Origin of the sequence: uncultured Jatrophihabitans sp., from assembly GCF_964244045.1 — a bacterium.
Classification (GTDB): domain Bacteria; phylum Actinomycetota; class Actinomycetes; order Mycobacteriales; family Jatrophihabitantaceae; genus Jatrophihabitans.
Genome location: NZ_CAXTHK010000005.1, coordinates 103,529 through 122,165 on the forward strand (window position 1 = coordinate 103,529; position 18,637 = coordinate 122,165).

General features: G+C 69.2%; 17 protein-coding genes and 1 pseudogene. 5 read left to right on the top strand and 13 right to left on the bottom strand.

Annotation, left to right across the window (positions count from 1 at the left end; genetic code table 11):
• Nucleotides 1-79 precede the first annotated feature (79 nt).
• From gap to ACFFC4_RS06165, 7 genes are all read right to left on the bottom strand, one after another.
• A complete protein-coding gene (gap, locus tag ACFFC4_RS06135) occupies nt 80-1,084 on the bottom strand; it encodes a type I glyceraldehyde-3-phosphate dehydrogenase (protein ID WP_375498810.1) in 1,005 nt (334 codons plus the stop codon).
• A gap of 303 nt (nt 1,085-1,387) precedes the next feature.
• Entirely contained in the window at nt 1,388-2,368 is a 981-nt protein-coding gene (gene whiA, locus ACFFC4_RS06140; protein WP_375498812.1) for a DNA-binding protein WhiA, read from the bottom strand.
• Nucleotides 2,359-3,363, bottom strand: coding sequence for a uridine diphosphate-N-acetylglucosamine-binding protein YvcK (gene yvcK, locus ACFFC4_RS06145; protein ID WP_375498814.1), 1,005 nt, complete (start codon nt 3,361-3,363; stop codon nt 2,359-2,361). Before yvcK ends, whiA begins: the two co-directional genes overlap by 10 nt.
• Entirely contained in the window at nt 3,356-4,258 is a 903-nt protein-coding gene (gene rapZ, locus ACFFC4_RS06150; RefSeq protein WP_375498816.1) for an RNase adapter RapZ, read from the bottom strand. The genes yvcK and rapZ overlap by 8 nt, the downstream gene beginning before the upstream one ends.
• Nucleotides 4,255-6,258 (bottom strand): excinuclease ABC subunit UvrC, encoded by a 2,004-nt coding sequence (uvrC, locus tag ACFFC4_RS06155; RefSeq protein ID WP_375498818.1) that lies wholly within the window; start codon nt 6,256-6,258, stop codon nt 4,255-4,257. The genes rapZ and uvrC overlap by 4 nt, the downstream gene beginning before the upstream one ends.
• 9 nt (nt 6,259-6,267) lie before the next feature.
• A complete protein-coding gene (locus ACFFC4_RS06160) occupies nt 6,268-7,314 on the bottom strand; it encodes an adenosine deaminase (protein WP_375498820.1) in 1,047 nt (348 codons plus the stop codon).
• Between the two features lie 25 nt (nt 7,315-7,339).
• Nucleotides 7,340-8,563 carry an MFS transporter gene (locus tag ACFFC4_RS06165; protein WP_375498822.1) on the bottom strand — a complete coding sequence of 408 codons (1,224 nt, stop codon included), beginning with the start codon at nt 8,561-8,563 and terminating at the stop codon, nt 7,340-7,342.
• A 75-nt stretch (nt 8,564-8,638) separates the two neighbouring features.
• On the opposite strand from ACFFC4_RS06165, the gene ACFFC4_RS06170 reads away from it, so the two are divergent.
• Both ACFFC4_RS06170 and ACFFC4_RS06175 read left to right on the top strand, forming a co-directional pair.
• Nucleotides 8,639-9,157, top strand: a complete 519-nt coding sequence (locus ACFFC4_RS06170) for a GNAT family N-acetyltransferase (RefSeq protein ID WP_375498824.1) — start codon at nt 8,639-8,641, stop codon at nt 9,155-9,157.
• Nucleotides 9,157-9,645 (top strand): GNAT family N-acetyltransferase, encoded by a 489-nt coding sequence (locus ACFFC4_RS06175; protein WP_375499028.1) that lies wholly within the window; start codon nt 9,157-9,159, stop codon nt 9,643-9,645. The genes ACFFC4_RS06170 and ACFFC4_RS06175 overlap by 1 nt, the downstream gene beginning before the upstream one ends.
• A 4-nt stretch (nt 9,646-9,649) precedes the next feature.
• On the opposite strand, the gene uvrA is transcribed toward ACFFC4_RS06175, so the two are convergent.
• The gene (uvrA, locus tag ACFFC4_RS06180) at nt 9,650-12,583 is read right to left on the bottom strand and encodes an excinuclease ABC subunit UvrA (protein WP_375498826.1); all 2,934 of its coding nucleotides are present in this window, start codon (nt 12,581-12,583) and stop codon (nt 9,650-9,652) included.
• 61 nt (nt 12,584-12,644) lie between these two features.
• On the opposite strand from uvrA, the gene ACFFC4_RS06185 reads away from it, so the two are divergent.
• Nucleotides 12,645-13,109, top strand: a complete 465-nt coding sequence (locus ACFFC4_RS06185) for a PPOX class F420-dependent oxidoreductase (protein WP_375498828.1) — start codon at nt 12,645-12,647, stop codon at nt 13,107-13,109.
• Here the strand turns inward: ACFFC4_RS06185 and ACFFC4_RS06190 are convergent, their stop codons facing one another.
• A complete protein-coding gene (locus ACFFC4_RS06190; protein ID WP_375498830.1) occupies nt 13,110-13,484 on the bottom strand; it encodes a type II toxin-antitoxin system death-on-curing family toxin in 375 nt (124 codons plus the stop codon).
• Nucleotides 13,481-13,747, bottom strand: a complete 267-nt coding sequence (locus ACFFC4_RS06195) for a CopG family transcriptional regulator (protein ID WP_375498832.1) — start codon at nt 13,745-13,747, stop codon at nt 13,481-13,483. Before ACFFC4_RS06195 ends, ACFFC4_RS06190 begins: the two co-directional genes overlap by 4 nt.
• A gap of 61 nt (nt 13,748-13,808) precedes the next feature.
• On the opposite strand from ACFFC4_RS06195, the pseudogene ACFFC4_RS06200 reads away from it, so the two are divergent.
• Both ACFFC4_RS06200 and ACFFC4_RS06205 read left to right on the top strand, forming a co-directional pair.
• Nucleotides 13,809-14,003, top strand: a pseudogene (locus ACFFC4_RS06200) (carbonic anhydrase); the annotation flags it as partial.
• 86 nt (nt 14,004-14,089) lie between these two features.
• Entirely contained in the window at nt 14,090-14,269 is a 180-nt protein-coding gene (locus tag ACFFC4_RS06205; protein ID WP_375499040.1) for a hypothetical protein, read from the top strand.
• Here ACFFC4_RS06205 and ACFFC4_RS06210 read toward each other — a convergent pair.
• The 3 genes from ACFFC4_RS06210 to ACFFC4_RS06220 are packed head-to-tail and all read right to left on the bottom strand — an operon-like array spanning nt 14,266 to nt 18,634.
• Nucleotides 14,266-14,943: a uracil-DNA glycosylase gene (locus ACFFC4_RS06210; RefSeq protein ID WP_375498834.1), complete on the bottom strand. Its 678-nt coding sequence runs from the start codon at nt 14,941-14,943 to the stop codon at nt 14,266-14,268. The genes ACFFC4_RS06205 and ACFFC4_RS06210 overlap by 4 nt on opposite strands.
• Nucleotides 14,940-16,889: a prolyl oligopeptidase family serine peptidase gene (locus ACFFC4_RS06215; RefSeq protein WP_375498836.1), complete on the bottom strand. Its 1,950-nt coding sequence runs from the start codon at nt 16,887-16,889 to the stop codon at nt 14,940-14,942. The genes ACFFC4_RS06210 and ACFFC4_RS06215 overlap by 4 nt, the downstream gene beginning before the upstream one ends.
• A complete protein-coding gene (locus ACFFC4_RS06220) occupies nt 16,886-18,634 on the bottom strand; it encodes a proline--tRNA ligase (protein WP_375498838.1) in 1,749 nt (582 codons plus the stop codon). The genes ACFFC4_RS06215 and ACFFC4_RS06220 overlap by 4 nt, the downstream gene beginning before the upstream one ends.
• Between the last annotated feature and the right edge of the window lie 3 nt (nt 18,635-18,637).

The following is an 18,637-nucleotide window of genomic DNA, read 5'->3' on the forward strand; positions in this document are numbered from 1 at the left end:
ATCGTCCGACCCTCACTTCGTTCCGGCCGACCGGCAGAGCCCTTCTGCACCTCCGGTTCGCTGCGCAAGCGTCGCTCATCTACAGCGAGGCCCCGACGAGGGCGGTGAGGTCGACGAGGCGGTTCGAGTAACCCCATTCGTTGTCGTACCAGCCGATGACCTTGACCAGGTTGCCCGTGACGAGCGTCAGCGGTGCATCGAAGATGCACGAGGCCGGGTCGGTGACGATGTCGCTGCTGACGATGGGGTCCTCGCTGTACTTCAGGTACCCCTTCAGCGGGCCATCCGCCGCTGCCTGGTAGGCGGCCTTGATCTCCTCGACGCCGGCCTCGCGCGACAGCGTGACCGTGAGGTCGGTGGCCGAGCCGGTCGGAATGGGGACGCGCAGAGCGGCCCCGGTCAGCTTCCCGTTGAGCTCCGGCAGCACCAGCCCAAGGGCCTTGGCCGCGCCGCTGGAGGCCGGGACGATGTTGAGCGCGGCCGCGCGCGCTCGGCGCAGGTCCTTGTGCGGACCGTCCTGCAGGTTCTGGTCCTGGGTGTAGGCGTGGATCGTGGTCATCAGACCGTGCTCGATGCCCCACTCGTCGTTCAGCACCTTCGCCAGCGGCGCCAGGCAGTTGGTGGTGCAGGACGCGTTCGAGATGACGGTGTGCTTCGCGGCGTCGTAGGCCTTGTCGTTGACGCCCATGACGATCGTGACGTCCTCGTTGCTGGCCGGGGCCGAGATTATGACCTTCTTGGCGCCGCCCTCGACGTGCACCTTGGCCTTCGTCGCGTCGGTGAAGATACCGGTGGACTCGATGACGATGTCGGCGCCGATGTCACCCCACGGAAGTTCTTTCGGGTCTCGTAGCGCGTAGGCCTTGAACGCTTTCCCATCGACCGCGATCTCGTCCTCGGTGTAGGTCACCTCGCCCGGGAAGCGGCCCAGGATCGAGTCGTACTTGAGCAGGTGGGCGAGCGTCGCGTTGTCGGTGAGGTCGTTCACGCCGACGATCTCGACGTCGGCCCCCGACGCGGCGACCGCGCGAAAGAAGTTGCGGCCGATGCGGCCGAATCCGTTGATGCCGACTCGTACGGTCACTGCGCTGCTCCTCGGGACGGGTCTGCGGTCTTCGGCCCCGACCCTATCGGGTGTCCGGCAGATGCTCGCGGGCCCAGAGTGCGGCCGAGGTGCGGTCCTGCACGCCGATGCGTCTTCGTCCGTCCGCTCCCCGTCCTTCCTCGGCCCCGTCCTTCCTCGGCCCCGTCCTTCCTCGGCCCCCGGCCTCTCTAGGTGATCAACTGCGCATTCTCGTCGTTCAAGCACCGAAATCCGCAGTTGATCACCCGAGGGCGGCTGGCGGGTGGTGGGGCGGCGGGTGGTTACGGGGTGGGCGGCGGGTGGTTACGGGGCGAGCATCTCGGGCGTGACCGCCGACTCGGTGTCAGGGATGCCGAGGTCCGAGGCGCGCTTGTCGGCCATGGCCAGCAGCCGGCGGATGCGCCCCGCCACGGCGTCCTTGGTCATCACCGGGTCGGACAGCGCACCGAGTTCCTCGAGAGAGGCCTGGCCGTGCTCGAGGCGCAGCCGGCCGGCCTGCAGCAGGTGCTCCGGGGCGTCGTCGGCCAGGATCTCCAGGGCACGGCTGACCCGGGCACTGGCCGCCACCGCGGCGCGGGCCGAACGGCGCAGATTAGCGTCGTCGAAGTTCGCGAGTCGGTTGGCGGTAGCCCGGACCTCGCGCCGCATCCGGCGTTCTTCCCAGTTGATCACCGACTCGTGCGCGCCGAGGCGGGTGAGCAGGGCACCGATCGCGTCGCCGTCGCGCACGAGGACCCGATCGCCGCCGCGGACCTCGCGTGCCTTGGCCGAGACACCCAGCCGTCGCCCAACACCGACGAGGGCCAGCGCGGCCTCCGGCGACGGACAGGAGATTTCCAGGGCGCACGCGCGGCCGGGTTCGGTGAGCGAGCCATGGGCCAGGAACGCACCGCGCCAGGCCGCTTCGGCGTCGGCCATGCCACCGGCGACAACATGATGGGGCAGGCCCTTCACCGGGCGGCCGCGCAGGTCGACGAGGCCCGCCTGCCGGGCCAGTCGTTCCCCGTCCTTGGTGACGCGCACCAGGTAGCGGCTGCTCTTGCGCAGGCCGCCGCTGGCCACGATCTGCACCTCGGACCCGTGGCCGAAGATGTCGGCGATCTCCTTGCGCAACCGTCGGGCCACCGACCCGGTGTCGAGTTCGGCTTCGATGACGATGTGGCCGCCGACGAGGTGCAGGGCTCCGGCGAAGCGCAGCATCGTTGCCAGCTCGGCCTTGCGGGCGGACATGCGGGTCACGGGAACTCGACTCAGCTCGTCCTTGACCGCTGCCGTCATCGCCATGCGCTCGCCTCTCCGTCCGGCTCGCCGGTGATCGGTTCCTCGATCACGCTGCTGATCGCCTCACTCAGTCGGACCGGATCGTGTCGCTCAACGCTGTCATCGGCGGCGAGTGTAGACACTACGAGACGCGCACCCAGTGCGCGCGTGCAGCGGCGAAGTCCGTCCGGGTCGAGCACGGAGCCGGCGTCGGCGAGCACCGTGTCGATGGGCAGGCCGCCGAACGGCTCGGCGTGGGTCTGCAGCAGGTCCAGTAGCTCGTGCGGGGCGTAGTCGTCGGTCTCCCCGGCCTGCGGGACGAGGTTGAGCACCACGACCACTCGCGCCGCGGTTCCGGCGAGCGCCTTGCCGAGCTCTCGTAACAGCAGATGCGGGATGACGCTGGTGAACCAGGACCCGGGGCCCAGCACCACGACGTCAGCCTCGCGGACGGCATCCACCGCATCGGCGCACGCCGGCGCGCCCGGCGGCAGCAGCCGCACCGACACCACCCGTCCCGGCGTGCTGGCGATGGACACCTGCCCGCGGATCTGGCGCGTGCGGGTGGGATCGTCCGGGTCGAATCGATCGGCCTCGCCGACGAGGTCGAGCGGCACCGGGCTCATGGGCAGCACACGACCCACCGCACCGACCAGCTCACCCAGCGCGGCAAGCGCCTGCACCGGATCGTCATGACGTTCGAGCAGGCCGGTGAGCATGAGATTTCCGACCGGATGCCCGGCGAGCACGCCGGTGCCGCCGATGCGGTGCTGCAGCAGCTCGGCCCAGGCGGTGTGCGCGGGGTCGTCGCCGGCCAGGGCTGCCAGTGCCATCCGCAGGTCGCCCGGTGGCAGCACCTTGAGTTCGCGCCGGATGCGCCCGGACGACCCGCCGTCGTCGGCGACGGTGACAATCGCGGTGAGATCGTCGCTGATCAGCCGGAGCGCGCACAGCACCGCGTGCAGCCCATGCCCACCGCCCAGCGCCACCGCCTTGACCGCGCGCCCGCCCTTACTCACGACCGAGGTCCCGGTGCACCACCGTCGTCTGAACGCCCATCGCCCGCAACCGCGTGGCCAGCTCGCCGGAGATGGCGACCGAGCGGTGCTTGCCGCCGGTGCAGCCCACCGCGAGCGTCAGGTACCGCTTGTTTTCGCGGCTGTAGCCGGCGCCGATGATGCGCAGGATGTCGGTGTAGCGGTCCAGGAACTCCAGCGCACCCTCTTGGCTGAGTACGTAGTCGCGGATCTCGGGGTCCCGGCCGGTGAGCGGTCGCAACTCAGGGATCCAGTGCGGGTTCGGCAGGAAGCGCACGTCGACGACGAGATCGGCGTCGACGGGCAGCCCGTACTTGTAGCCGAAGCTCAGCACCGTGGCCCGCAGCGCCGGACGCCCCTTCGCCCCCAGCTCGGTGAACGCGGATTCGATCGAGCGCCGCAGGTCGTGCACCGAACGCTCGCTCGTGTCGAGGACGAGGTCGGCCTCCTCGCGCAGCGGCGAGAGCAGGCGGCGCTCGGCCGAGATGCCGTCGACCAACCGGCCACCGGCCTGCAGCGGATGTTCACGCCGGTTGTTCTCGAAACGGCGCACGAGCACGTCGTCCTGGGCCTCGAGGAACAACACCCGCGGACGCATCCGCCGGTCGGCGAGGTCGCGGATGACGCTGCGCAGGTCCTTCGAGAACGCGCGGCTGCGGACGTCCATGACGACCGCCAGTCTGGTGACTGCGCCCTGGCTGCGGCTACCGAGGTCGACCAGCGTGCCAATCAGCTCCGGCGGCAGGTTGTCGACGACGAAGAAACCGAGGTCCTCGAAACACTTGGCCGCCGTGCTGCGCCCCGCCCCCGAAAGCCCCGTGATGATCACCGTCTCGAGCGCGCCGACCTCGCCGGTCGGCTCGATCGCCTCACTCATAAGACCTCTCCGGTGGTCACGTTGAGGGCGGGTGCCTCGTCGCCGGCCGGCGCCAACGCGGCGACGATGGCCTGAGCGGTGCGTTCACCGATGCCGGGCACCGCCACGATGTCCTCGACCGACGCCGCGCGCAACCGCTTCAGTGAACCGAAGCGGGTCAGCAGCGCCTTGCGGCGGGTCTCGCCGAGCCCGGGCACGTCGTCCAGTGCGGACGTCGTCATGGCCTTCGAGCGCTTCTGGCGGTGGTAGGTGATGGCGAACCGGTGCGCCTCGTCGCGGACCCGCTGGAGCAGGTACAACCCCTCAGATGTGCGCGGCAGGATCGCCGGGTAGGGCTGACCAGGCAGCCAGACCTCTTCCAGGCGCTTGGCCAACCCCACCAGCGACACGTCGTCGATGCCGAGGTCGTCGAGCACGCTCTGGGCCGCCGCGACCTGTGGGGCGCCACCGTCGACCACCAGCAGGTTGGGCGCGTAGGCGAACTTGCGCGGGCGGCCCGTCGTCGGGTCGATGCCCGGCGCCACCCCGCGGTCGACGCCGTCCCCGACGTTGTCGGTGACGTCCTCCACCGGTCCGTCCTGCACCTGCTCGTCCAGGTAGCGGGCAAACCGGCGACGGACGACCTCGGCGATCCACTGCACGTCGCCGGTGCCCTCACTCGTGTCGCGCAGCGCGAAGCGTCGGTACTCGCTCTTGCGAGCCAGCCCGTCCTCGAAGACCACCATCGAGGCCACGACGTTCGTGCCCTGCACATGGCTGATGTCGAAGCATTCGATGCGCAGCGGCGACGTCGACAACTCCAGGGTCTCTTGCAGCTCGCCCAAAGCCCGCGAACGCGCGGTGAGGTCGGACGCCCGTTTGAGTTTGTGCTGGTTCAGCGACTGCATGGCGTTGCGCCGCACGGTCTCAGCCAGCGCCCGCTTGTCACCGCGCTGCGGCACCCGCAGCGACACCCGCGAACCGCGCCGTTCGCTGAGCCATTCGCTGAGCGCGCCGTTGTCGTCGGGGATCTCGGGAACCAAGATCTCTCTTGGGATCTCCGAACCGTCAGCTAGGTCCTCAGTAAAGATCCCGTAATACTGCGTCACGAACTGCTCGACGAGATCGCCGGTCGTCATCTCTTCCAGCTTGTCGACGACCCAACCACGCTGGCCGCGAATGCGGCCGCCACGGACGTGGAAGACCTGCACCGCCGCCTCGAGCTCGTCCTCGGCGAAGGCCACGACGTCGGCATCGGTGCCGTCGCCGAACACGACGGCCTGCTTCTCCAGCGCCCGTTGCAGTGCCCCGAGGTCATCGCGCAGACGGGCGGCCTGCTCGAACTCGAGGCTCTCGCTGGCCCGCTGCATCTCCTTCTCGAGGCGCTTCATCATGGTGTCGGTGCGCCCGGCCATGAAGTCGCAGAAGTCCTCCACGATCCCGCGGTGCTCCTCGGCGCTGACACGGCCGACGCACGGCGCGCTGCACTTGCCGATATAGCCGAGCAGGCAGGGCCGGCCGACCTGCCCCGCGCGCTTGAACACGCCCGCCGAGCAGGTGCGGGCCGGGAAGACCCGCAGCAGCAGGTCAAGCGTCTCGCGGATGGCCCAGGCGTGCGAGTACGGACCGAAGTACCGCACACCCTTGCGCTTGGGACCGCGCATCACCTGCAGGCGCGGGTAGTCCTCGTACAACGTGACGGCAAGCGACGGGTAGCTCTTGTCGTCGCGGTAGCGGACGTTGAAGCGCGGGTCGAACTGCTTTATCCAGGTGTACTCGAGTTGCAGAGCCTCGACCTCGGTGCGTACGACCGTCCACTCGACGCTGGCCGCAGTCGTGACCATCTGCCTGGTGCGTTGATGCAGGCCGGCGACGTCGGCGAAGTAGGAATTCAGCCGCTGCCGCAGGCTCTTGGCCTTGCCGACGTAGATGACCTGGCCGCGCTCGTCGCGAAACTTGTAGACGCCGGGTTCGAGCGGGATCGTGCCGGGAGCCGGGCGGTACGTGGACGGGTCAGGCACGCTTCCAGGCTAGTGGCCGGGGACGACAAGTCCTGGCGCCGGCTGGGCCGCGTAGGTGTCGATCTCGGTCAGCAATTCACGCTTGCCCACGTCGTGGAGGAACGAGGCGCGGACCCCGGCGCGGGCGAGGTCGGCCACGCCGTCGCGGCCGAGGTCCAACAACTGGGCAGCGACCTCGTACTCATGGTTCAGCGTCGTCGAGAACATCGGCGGATCGTCGGAGTTGATGGTCACCGGCACCCCGGCCGCAACCAACTGCGGCAACGGGTGTTCGGCCAGCGACGGCACCGACCGGGTGCACACGTTCGACGTCGGACACACCTCCAGCGGGATCCCGGCCTCGGCCAGGTGGGCCATCAGGCGGGGGTCGCGCGCCGCCGCGATGCCGTGGCCGATGCGCTCGGCGTGCAGGTGGGTTAGCGCGTCCCAGATCGATTCTGGCCCGGTGGATTCCCCCGCGTGCGGGACGCTGTGCAGCCCGGCGGCGACGGCGGCGTCGAAGTGCGGTGCGAACTGCTCGCGCGGGACACCGAGCTCCGGGCCGCCGAGGCCGAAGCTCACCAAACCCTCCGGACGCAACCGGGTGGCGACGTCGAGCGTGACGTCGGCCGCGGGCACGCCGGCTTCGCCCGGGATGTCGAAGCACCAGCGCAGTACCAGGCCGAAGTCCCGCTCAGCCCGCACCCGGGCGTCCTCGACGGCCTCGCAGAACGACTCGGCGGCGATGCCACGGGCGATCGACGAGTACGGGGTCAGAGTGAGCTCGGCGTAGCGCACGCTTTCGGCCGCCAGCTCACGGGCGATCTCGTAGGTCAGCGTCCAGACGTCCTCAGCGTCGCGAATGAGGTCGACCACCGAGAGGTACGTGGTGATGAAATGCGCGAAGTCGGTGAACGTGAAGTACTCGGCCAGCAGGTCCGGGTCGGCCGGCACCGATGTGGCGCCGGCGTGCCGGGCGGCCAGCTCGGCGACGATGCGCGGCGAGGCCGAGCCGACGTGGTGGACATGCAGTTCGGCTTTGGGCAGTCCGGCGATGAACGCCTGCAAGTTCGTCATACCCGAAAAGTCTGACACAGTCGTGTCAGAGTTCGCGCACCGCCTCGACGACCCGCCGTTCCTGGGGTGGGAGCGCGACGTACGCCGTAGACCCGCGGTCGCGCAAACGGTAGAGCAGGAGGCCGATCACGGTGACGGCCAGACCCAGCACGCCGGGAGCAACGAAGCCGCCACGCCAACTAACGGTGTCGATGGCGACACCGGCCAGTGGGGCCCCGAGCGCGGCCCCGGCGGTCATGGCCGACCCGTGCCACCCCAGCGCCTCGCCGCGCACGGCGTCCGGCACGATCCGCGACAACGCATCGACGGTTGCTGTGATGGTGGGCGCGCAGAACACGCCGGTGACGAAGAGCAGCACGGCCAGCATCAGCGGGCCACCGGCGAGGGCAACCGGGATCGTCGTCGCTCCGAGCAGCCCGAGCAGGGGGAAGACGGGCAGGGCACGATGCAGCGCTCCGTAGACAAGCCCACCCACTGCAGACCCGAGCCCCCACACCGCGAGCACCCAGCCGATCCACGGCTGGTGATGCAGGTGACGGAGGGCGGCGACGATGGCGACGTCGCATCCGCCGAGCACCACTGTGGCGGCCCCCGCTGCCAGCAACACCGCGATCACGCGACGTCCGAGCCATGTTCGGGCCGGTTTACGCGCAGGCCGCTCGACGGAATTGTCGCGAACCACCGGGTTCTGGATCCAGATGGCCACCCCGCCGGCGATCGAGGCGAACTCGCAGCCGAACAACGCCCACGACGTGGGAACGGTCGTGGCCAGCAGCACTCCGATGACCGGGCCGATCATGAAGGAGATCTCGACGGCCACCGAGTCGATCGACAGCGCGGTGCGACGCAGGTCGTCGGGGACGCTGTGCATCAGGGACTGCCGCACGATGGTGAAGGTAGGCACCTCGAACAAGCCGGCTACGGCGGCCAGGACCAGCAGTGGCCAGTACCCGACGAACGGCGCGATGCTCCAGCACGTGGCGAGGACGACCAGACACGGGGCGAGTGATGCGCGGAGCCCGACCCGGTCGATCCGTCGGCCTCGCCACGGCCCGCTGGCGGCGAGCGTCACCGTAGCCACAGCCACGAGCAACCCCGACTCGGCGTACGAGCGGCCGAGGTGGGTCACCACGTGCAGGGTCAGCACGACGTTGGACGCCCACAGCGGCACTCGCACGACGAGGCCGAGCAGCACTGCACGCCGCACCTCGCGCACCGCCAGAACGCGCCCGTAGAGACTCCCGCCCATGAGCCCAGAGTGACACGGGGTGCCGACACGAATATGCATCGCTGCGCCGACCCACGCCCGCTAGCGTCAGCCAGCATGAGGTTGATCCTCCGGCCGCTGCGTCAGGACGACGAACGGGTGGCGCACGCGGCCCAACTCGCCCTCGCCGCCGACGATTTCCCGTTCCTGCTCGAACACGACGACGACTTGACATGGTCCCGGTACCTTGAGCGACTCGCCGAGGTGCGCATCGGCGTGAACCTCGCGGCGAATCGCGTTCCGATGACGTTCCTCGTGGCCGAGGTCGGCGGCCGGATCGTCGGACGCACTTCGATCCGGCACGAGCTGACCGACTGGCTGCTCGCCCGCGGCGGGCACATCGGGTACGGCGTCCTACCGGACGCCCGGCGACGCGGGTACGCCGCCGAAATCCTGCGGCAGAGCCTCGTCATTGCTCGCTCTTACGACGTCCGCGATGCGCTGCTCACCGCTGACGACTCGAACACCCCGTCCATCAGGGTCATCGAGTCCTGCGGCGGTCGCCGCGACCCGCAGTGGCCGGGTGACGTGCTGGACGGCAAGCCCATCGGCCGCTATTGGATCCCGATCACGTGATCAACATTCGTGAAACAACGGCCGAGGACTGGCCGTTGATCTACCCGTTCTTCGTGAGCATCGTGGCTGGCGGCGAAACGTACGCCTACCCCGAGGGTCTGACCTCCGACGCGGCCAGGGCCCTGTGGGTGCCGGGCCCACCGACCCGGACGGTGGCCGCCATGGACGGTGCGCACGTGCTCGGCTCCGCAACGATGGGACCGAACCGGCCCGGGCGTGGTTCCCACGTCGCCACCGGAAGCTTCATGGTCGATCCGGGCGCACAGGGTCGGGGCGTCGGTCGACTGCTCGGCTCGCACGTTGTCGACTGGGCGCGCACCGCGGGTTTCCGAGGGATTCAGTTCAACGCGGTGGTCGAGACGAACACCTCGGCGGTCCGGCTCTGGCAGTCCCTTGGGTTCCTGATCGTCGGGACGGTGCCGGGCGCATTCCGCCGGTCAGACGGCAGCTACGTCGGGCTGCACGTCATGTACCTCGACCTGACGTGACGCCCTACGCGCTGCGGGCCGACGTCCGTCGTGGGCCGGACTTGCGCGCCGCAGCCGTGCGCGACGATCGTTTGCGGGCCGCCGGAGTACGGCTCGTGCCGGCCAGCAAGGGCTTGAGGAAAGTCCCCGTCCAGGAGCCCTCGACCTCGGCCACGTCCTCGGGCGTGCCCTCGGCCACGACCAGGCCACCGCCGGAACCGCCCTCGGGACCCATGTCGACGATCCAGTCGGCGGTCTTGATCACGTCGAGGTTGTGTTCGATCACCACCACCGAGTTGCCCTTGTCGACGAGCGAGTGCAGCACGCCGAGCAGCTTGGACACGTCCTCGAAGTGCAGGCCGGTTGTCGGCTCGTCCAGGACGTAGATCGTGCGGCCCGTCGAGCGCTTCTGCAGCTCGGACGCCAGCTTGACGCGCTGCGCCTCGCCGCCGGACAGCGTCGGGGCCGGCTGGCCCAGGCGGACGTAGCCGAGACCGACCTCGACCAGCGTGCGCAGGTGCCGGGCGATGCGCTCGATGGGCGCGAAGAACTCGGCAGCCTCCTCGATCGGCATCTCGAGTACCTCGCTGATGTTCTTGCCCTTGTAGTGCACCTCCAGCGTCTCGCGGTTGTAGCGCGCGCCCTTGCAGACCTCGCACGGCACATAGACGTCGGGCAAGAAGTTCATCTCGATCTTGATGGTTCCGTCGCCCTGGCAATTCTCGCAGCGCCCGCCCTTGACGTTGAACGAGAACCGGCCCTGCTGGTAGCCGCGGACCTTCGCCTCCGTGGTCTCGCTGAACAGCTTGCGGACATGGTCGAACACGCCGGTGTACGTGGCCGGGTTGGACCGCGGTGTCCGCCCGATCGGCGACTGGTCGACGCCGACCACCTTGTCCAGGTGCTCGATGCCGCGCACCCGCTTATGCCGCCCGGGTGGCAGCTTGGCTCGGTTGATCTTGTTGGCCAGCGAGGCGTACAGGATGTCGTTGACGAGGGAGGACTTGCCCGACCCGCTGACCCCCGTGACCGCGACGAAGCAGCCGAGCGGGAACGCGACGTCGACGTTGCGCAGGTTGTGCTCACGCGCACCCTCGACCACCAGCTCACGACCGGGCTGGCGCGGCCGGCGCAGCGCCGGCACCTCGATGCGCCGACGCCCCGACAGGTAGGCCCCGGTGATCGACTCCTCGGACGCACGCAGATCGTCGACAGTGCCGCTGACCACGATCCGGCCGCCGTGCTCACCGGCCAGCGGGCCGATGTCGACGACCCAGTCCGCGGTCTGAATGGTGTCCTCGTCGTGCTCGACGACGATCAGGGTGTTGCCAAGGTTCTTCAACCGCACCAGCGTCTCGATGAGCCGGTGGTTGTCGCGCTGGTGCAGGCCGATGGACGGCTCGTCCAGCACGTACAGGACGCCGACCAGCCCGGACCCGATCTGCGTGGCCAGTCGGATGCGCTGCGCCTCACCACCGGCCAGGGTGGCCGCGGCGCGGTCGAGAGACAGATAGTGCAAGCCGACGTCGACGAGGAACCCCAGCCGGGCGTTGATCTCCTTGAGCACCCGCTCGCCGATGATCGATTCGCGCTGGTCGAGGTCGAGCCCGGCCAGCCACTCGGCCGCGTCGCCGATGGACAGCGCGGCGATCTCGGCGATCGAGCGGTCGTGCACGGTGACGGCGAGGATCTCGGGCTTGAGCCGGGTGCCGCGGCACGTGGCACAGGGCACCTCGCGCATGTAGCCCTCGTACTTCTCGCGCGAGTAGTCGCTGTCGGTCTCGGTGTAACGGCGTTCGATCCACGGCACGACGCCCTCGAAGGCGGCGTAGTAGGACCGGTCGCGGCCGTAGCGGTTGCGGTAGCTGACGTGCACCTGGTCGTCGACGCCGTGGAGCACGGCTTTCTGGGCCCGCGCGGGCAGCTTCTCCCAGGGGGTGTCGAGGCTGAACCCCACGGCTTCGGCGACACCCTGCAGCAGGCGCAGGAAGTACTCGCTGGTCTGGCCGCTGGCCCAGGGCGCGATGGCCCCGCCGGCCAGCGTGTTCTCCGGGTCCGGAACGACGAGCTCGGGGTCGACCTCCTGCCGGGTGCCGAGCCCCGTGCACACCGGGCAGGCGCCGAAGGGCGAGTTGAACGAGAACGACCGCGGCTCGAGCTCGTCGATCGCCAGCGGGTGGTCGTTCGGGCAGGCAAGTCGTTCGGAGTACCGGCGCTCGCGGTGCTCGTCGTCATCAGGCAGATCGACGAAGTCGAGGATGACGACTCCCCCGGCCAGCCCCAGCGCCGTCTCGACCGAATCGGTGATGCGCTGCTTGCTCGACGGTTTCGCCGAGAGCCGGTCGACGACCGCCTCGATGGTGTGCTTCTCCTGCTTCTTCAGCTTGGGCGGATCGGTCAGCGGGTGCACGATGCCATCGATGCGGGCGCGGGCAAAGCCCTTGGTCTGCAGGTCACCGAGCAGGTCGAGGTACTCGCCCTTGCGCTCGCGGATGACGGGGGCGAGGACCTGAAACCGGGTGCCCTCCGGCATCGCCAAGATGCGGTCGACGATCTGCTGCGGGGTCTGCTTGGCGATCGCCTCGCCGCAGACCGGGCAGTGCGGTTTGCCGATACGCGCCCAGAGCAGGCGCAGGTAGTCATAGACCTCGGTGATGGTGCCGACCGTCGAGCGCGGGTTCTTTGACGTCGACTTCTGGTCGATGGAGACTGCCGGCGACAGACCCTCGATGAAATCGACGTCCGGTTTGTCCATCTGGCCCAGGAACTGACGGGCGTACGCCGACAACGATTCGACGTAGCGGCGCTGGCCCTCGGCGAAGATCGTGTCGAAGGCAAGGCTGGACTTGCCCGACCCGGACAACCCGGTGAACACGATCATCGCGTCGCGGGGGAGGTCGAGGTTGACGTCCTTGAGGTTGTGCTCGCGGGCGCCACGCACGATGAGTCGATCGTTCACGCTCCGAGCCTAATGACCGGCACCGACACCGGACGGCCCCCGGGACGGGTAGACACGTGTCATGCCGCGCTCCATCGCCACCAACACCACCGTCGCGCTCGGCGAACTGCTGGAATTCGTGCGTCCCCGCCACCGGATGACCCTGGTCACCCACCGTCGCGACGGATCACCGCAGCTGTCCCCGGTCACCGGCGGGGTGGACGCCGACGGTCGGATCGTCGTCTCGACCTACCCCGAACGGGCCAAGGTCAGCAATCTGCGCCGTACTCCGGAGTGCTCGATCATGGTGCAGTCCGACGAGTGGAACGGTCCGTGGGTGCAGGTCGACGGCACCGCCGAGGTGCTCGACCTACCCGCCGCGCTCGACCCGCTCGTCGACTACTTTCGCTCGATCAGCGGCGAGCACCCCGATTGGGACGAGTACCGGCAGGCGATGACCGAGCAGGGCAAGTCGCTGATCCGCATCACGCCGACCCGGTGGGGACCGATCGCGACCGGCGGCTTCCCGGCTCGGCTCGCCGACTAGTCATGACCGCGGGCGAACCCACGCGCTCAGCTGCTCAGCGATCTCGGGTGCGTCGAGATCGCCGGTAGCCACCGAGATGACCAGGTCGTAGGCCGGGTCTTCCGGGGCGTCCAACTCGAAGCCGTTTACCCAGTAGAACGCGCCGGCAGCCAGCCAGGACACCCGTTTGTTGCCGTCGACGAACGCGTGATTGCGCGCCAGCGAGTGCAGCAGAGCCGCCGCCTTGGTGTGCAGATCTGGGTACGCGTCATCGCCGAAGACGGTTGTTTGGGGGCGAGCAACGGCCGACGCGACCAGACCGGCATCTCTCGGGGTCGGTTCGCCGAGCCGGGCCGCAAGGTAAAGGACGTCGTCGAGCGACAGATATCGAATCACTGAGCTAGGCGGTCGAGCAAGCCTTCGTAGCGCTCCAAGGCATGATCGGCCCACCGCTTGACGTCGGGCGCCACGGCGATGCGTGCCGCCTGTTCCTCTATCGCATGAACAGCAGCCTCCTGCTTACTCATGTGCTGCGCATCGGCAAGCGCCTGCAGCGCGGCGTCCTGCTCGTCAGTGAGGCGAAGGGTCATGGCCATGCCGTCCATGATACCGCCGTGATACCACCGCGACACCACGGTGATCAGCGATACATCGGGCACTTAGGGCACGGACACATTGCACCAAGCTGCCGCCCGGGCGACGTGGGAACGGTGAACAGACGTGCGCAAGCGCGTCCGTGCTATCGGCAACCTGGTGCCCGTCGATGGTCGTGACGCGTCGGTGGCCGCGGCCGTCGACTACGCCGTCGACGTGCTGGGCGTGCGCCGCATCGTCGTCTGTGGGCACTCCGGCCGCGGGGCGATGAAGGCACTGCTGGCCGGCGGTGCCGACGGAGCGCTCGGCACCTGGCTGGCGGCGGAGCGGACTCGCTGCGGACCTACGAGGACGAGCCGGGTAACGGCATCGACCCGGCGGACCGGCTGGCGAAGGTCAACGTCCGGGTGCAGCTCGACCGGCTGGCCGGCATCGATTCGGTGTCGCGGGCGCAGCAGGAACGCGGTCTGCAGCTCGTCGGGATGTTCTTCGACCTTTCCAGCGCACGGTGCACCGTGCTCGACCCTGCGACGAACGCATTCGTGGCCGACGACGAGCATCCCGACCGGACGCTCGTGACGAGCTAGTCGAGCGTCCAATCAACCGGGTTGGCGCCCTGCTCGACGAGCAGGGCGTTGGCCCGGCTGAACGGTTTGGAGCCGAAGAAGCCGCGGTCGGCGGACATGGGGCTCGGGTGCACCGACTCGATGCGGGGCGTGGCGCCGAGTAACGTCCGCAGGGTCTGCGCGTCCTTGCCCCACAGGATGGCCGCGAGCGGCCGTTGCCGCTCCACGAGCGCACGGATGGCCTGATCGGTAACCGCTTCCCAGCCCTTGCCGCGGTGCGATGCGGACGCGCCGGGCGCCACGGTCAGACACCGGTTGAGCAGCAGCACCCCGTGCTGCGACCACGACGTCAGGTCGCCGTGCGCCGGCGGCTCGACACCGAGATCCGATTTCAGCTCGCGATAGATGTTGGCCAGGCTGCGCGGGATCGGGCGCACGTCACGCTCCACCGCGAACGAGAGCCCGATCGGGTGGCCCGGGGTCGGGTACGGATCCTGGCCGACGATGAGCACCCGGACGTCGTCGAACGGCTGGGTGAAGGCACGCAGCACGTGCTCGCCGGCCGGGAGATAGCGCCGGCCCGCTGCGATCTCGTCGCGCAGGAACTGCCCCATGCCTGCGATCTGGTCGGCGACCGGCTCGAGGGCAACGGCCCAGCCGGGATCGAGGATCTCGCTCAGCGGACGCGGACTCATGAACGCCGGAGGTCGAGAGACGGGATGCCGGGCGTCTCGAAGCCCATGATCTGGCCGTAGAAGGACAGCTCGGACTCGCGCGAGTCGATGATCGTTTCGCGCTTGCGGAAGCCGTGCGACTCGCCCTCGTAGGCGCGGTACGCGTGCGGGATGCCCTTGGCGAGCAGGGCGTCGCGGAACAGCTCGGCCTGCGAAGGGGGCACGATCGGGTCGTCCAGACCCTGCAGTAGCAGCACCGGGCAGGACAGTCCGGCGACGTTGTTCAACGGCGCGCGGGTGTCGTACAGCTCGCGTGCCTCGGGCAGCGGACCGATGAGGCCGTCGAGGTAGCGCGACTCGAAGTCGTGCGTGTCCGCGGCGAACTGCACCAGCTCGGCGACCCCGAAGAAGGACGTGCCGCAGGCGAAGACGTCGGAGGTGGTGAGCGCGCTCAACACCGTCCAACCACCGGCCGAACCGCCCTCGATGGCGAGTCTCGAGCGGTCGGCGAGGCCGGCCTCGGCCAGGCCGAGCACCGCGGTGATGGTGTCCTCGACGTCGACCACGCCCCACTGGCCCCGCAACCGGTCGCGGTATTCGCGCCCGTAGCCCGTCGACCCGCCGTAGTTGACGTCGACCACGCCAATGCCTCGGCTGGTGAAGAAGGCAATGATCACCGCGAGCTGCGGCTTGACCCGCGCCGTCGGGCCGCCGTGCACGAAGGCCACGAACGGCGGGCGCTCACCCTCCGGCGCCTCGAAGTCCGGATTGTGCGGCGGATAGACGACGGCGTGGACGTCGCGGTCCTGTTCGCCGCGAAAGGTCATCATCTCGGCGTCCGGGAAGTACCCGGCGTCGGGCAGGTTGTCCGCGTCGAGGCGCACGTCGCGCAGCGTCGATGAGCCGAGCTCGAACCGTCGCAAGCCGTCGACGATCTTCGCGCCACCGGTCGAGAGCAGCACCTCGCTCCCCCGGCGGCCACCGAGCGCGATCGACGTGTTGCCTGACAGGTCCAGGTCCGTCAGCTCGCCGGACACCGGGTCCAGGACGGCGAGGGTGTCGGTGCCGTAGGTGCGCACGGTGAGCAGCCGGCCATCGTCCAGCGGGGTGTACCAGCGCATTCCGAGCTGCCACAGCGCGCCGCCGAAGTCGGCCGCCATCGGGTGCAGCGCGGCCACAGCACCGTCGTAAACGCCGACGCGATACAGGTTCCAGAAGCCGCTGGCGTCGCTGATCGCGAACACCGCGTCGTCGGACGCCCACTCCGGCTGCAGCACCGACTCGGTCGTCGAACCGAGCAGCGTGCGCACGTTCGCGGCCACCCCGTCGACGAGGTCGGCGATGCGGAGCTCGGTGCCGTCCCAGGGCATCTGCGGGTGCTCCCAGGCGATCCAGGCCAGGCGCCGACCATCGGGTGAGACGCGGGCACCGGCCAGGAAGTGCGAGCCGCCGACGATGGAGCGCACGGCGGACGGGTCGGTGGCTGCCGAGCCGTCGAGGGGCACAGCAGCCAGATCACGGACGACGTTGCCGGCTGCATCGTGCGTCTCGCGTACGCACCACACCTCGTCGTCGACGATGCGCAGCTCTGCATAGCGCAGCCCGGCTACGACATCCGGCGCCGGCGACAATGGCGTGGGCTGCTCGCCGGGCAGGAGACGGTACAGCCGCTGGTCGCCGAACTCAGCGAACACCAGCGCATCGCCGGACGTCGTCCAGGCGCCGCCGCCGTACTCGTGCACCCGGGTGCGGGCGTTCCACGGTGCGGGCAGGACGTCCACGGGCGCACCGTCGGCTCCCGTGCGGCGGACCGCGTACCGACCGCCCTCGGCCGGGCGCAGCTCGAGCCACCACACTTCGTCGCCCACGAACGTGCCGCCGGCAACGGGGTGCGAGCCGGCCGCATAGTCGGCGGCGGTGATCGGCGAGACCCATGACCCGTACGGCGCCGTCAGCGGGTCGCTCACTGAGCCAGCGCCCGGATGGCCTCGGCCGCATCATCGACGGCCACGTCGCAACGCTCGTCGCTGCGCCGGTCACGGACCTCGATGGTGCCGTCGGCAAGGCCCTTACCGACGATCACGATGACCGGGACGCCGATCAGCTCGGCGTCCTTGAACTTGACGCCCGGCGAGACGCCGCGGCGGTCGTCGTACATGACCTGCACCCCAGCCGCCTCCAGCGACGCAGCAAGGGTCTCGGCAGCGTCGAAGACGGCGTCGTCCTTGCCAGTAGCGACGAGGTGCACGTCGGCCGGACCAATGCCCTTGGGCCAGCACAGCCCTTTGTCGTCGAAGGTCTGTTCGGCCAGCGCGGCGACGGCGCGGGTGATGCCGACCCCGTACGAGCCCATCGTCACCGTCACCGGCTTGCCGTGCTGACCCAGCGCGGTGAGTCCGAATGTCTTCGCGTACTTCTCGCCGAGTTGGAAGACGTGCCCCAGCTCGATGCCGCGGGCGATCTGCAGCGGCGAGCCGCACCGCGCGCACCGGTCGCCGTCACGGATCTCGACGGCGCCGATCTCGCCGTCGGGTTCGAAATCCCGGCCGCGCACGACGAACGCCGCGTGCTTGCCGGCCTCGTTCGCGCCGGTGACCCATGCGCTGCCAGGCACGACGAGCGGGTCGACGAGGTAGCGGATCTTGAGATCGGCCAGTACCTGCGGGCCGATGTAACCCTTGACCAGCCCGGGTTGAGTGGCGAGATCGTCCGGCCCGGCCTGCTCCACAAGGGTCGGCTCCAGCTGCCCGCCGAGACGCTTGAGGTCGACGTCACGGTCGCCCGGCACGCCGACGACGAGCAGCTCCCACTCGTCGGACCCGGGCGACTGGGTGCGCAGCACGACATTCTTCAGCGTGTCCGCGCCGGTGAACGGCTCCCCCCGGAGGACGAGTTCGTTGAGCCGCGTCACGAGCGTGTCGATGGTCGGCGTGTCCGGCGTGTCGAGCACCTGCTCGGCCGGGTGGTCTGCGGGATCGGTCGGCGTGGGCGCCGCGATCTCGACCGCTTCGGTGTTGGCCGCGTAGTCGCAGTTCGTGCACTGCACGAAGGTGTCCTCACCGGACGCGGCCGGCGCGAGGAACTCCTCAGACGCCGAACCACCCATCGCGCCCGACACCGCGAACACGATGCGGTAGTCGAAGCCGAGCCGGGTGAAGATCCGCTCGTAGGCATCGCGGTGCGCCTTGTACGACGTCTCGAGACCTTCGTGCGAGAGATCGAAGGAGTACGAGTCCTTCATGATGAACTCGCGCCCGCGCAAGATGCCCGCGCGCGGTCGCGCCTCGTCGCGGTACTTCGTCTGGATCTGGTACAGCGAGAGCGGATAGTCCTTGTACGACGAGTACTCACCTTTGACGAGCAGGGTGAACAGTTCCTCGTGCGTGGGCGCCAGCAGGTAGTCGGCGTCCTTGCGGTCCTGCAAGCGAAACAGCGTGTCGCCGTAGTCCTGCCACCGCCCGCTGACCTCGAAGATCTCGCGTGGGATCAGCGCCGGGAAGTGCACCTCCTGCGAGCCGATGCCGTTCATCTCCTCGCGCACGATGCGCTCGACATTGGCCAGCACGGCAAGACCGAGCGGCAACCATGAGTACATGCCCGGCGCCACCCGCCGCACGTAGCCGGCGCGGACCAGCAACCGGTGGCTCGGGACCTCGGCGTCAGCGGGGTCGTCACGCAGGGTTCGCAGGAAGAGGGTGGAGAGTCGCAGCACGGC

Bases quoted from the DNA above. Each gene is read 5' to 3' on its own strand.
- ACFFC4_RS06165 (WP_375498822.1), bottom strand. From the start codon at position 8,563: ATGGGCGGGAGTCTCTACGGGCGCGTTCTGGCGGTGCGCGAGGTGCGG.
- rapZ (WP_375498816.1), bottom strand. From the start codon at position 4,258: ATGAGTGAGGCGATCGAGCCGACCGGCGAGGTCGGCGCGCTCGAGACG.
- whiA (WP_375498812.1), bottom strand. From the start codon at position 2,368: ATGGCGATGACGGCAGCGGTCAAGGACGAGCTGAGTCGAGTTCCCGTG.
- ACFFC4_RS06160 (WP_375498820.1), bottom strand. From the start codon at position 7,314: ATGACGAACTTGCAGGCGTTCATCGCCGGACTGCCCAAAGCCGAACTG.
- ACFFC4_RS06185 (WP_375498828.1), top strand. From the start codon at position 12,645: ATGCCGCGCTCCATCGCCACCAACACCACCGTCGCGCTCGGCGAACTG.
- ACFFC4_RS06210 (WP_375498834.1), bottom strand. From the start codon at position 14,943: ATGAGTCCGCGTCCGCTGAGCGAGATCCTCGATCCCGGCTGGGCCGTT.
- ACFFC4_RS06170 (WP_375498824.1), top strand. From the start codon at position 8,639: ATGAGGTTGATCCTCCGGCCGCTGCGTCAGGACGACGAACGGGTGGCG.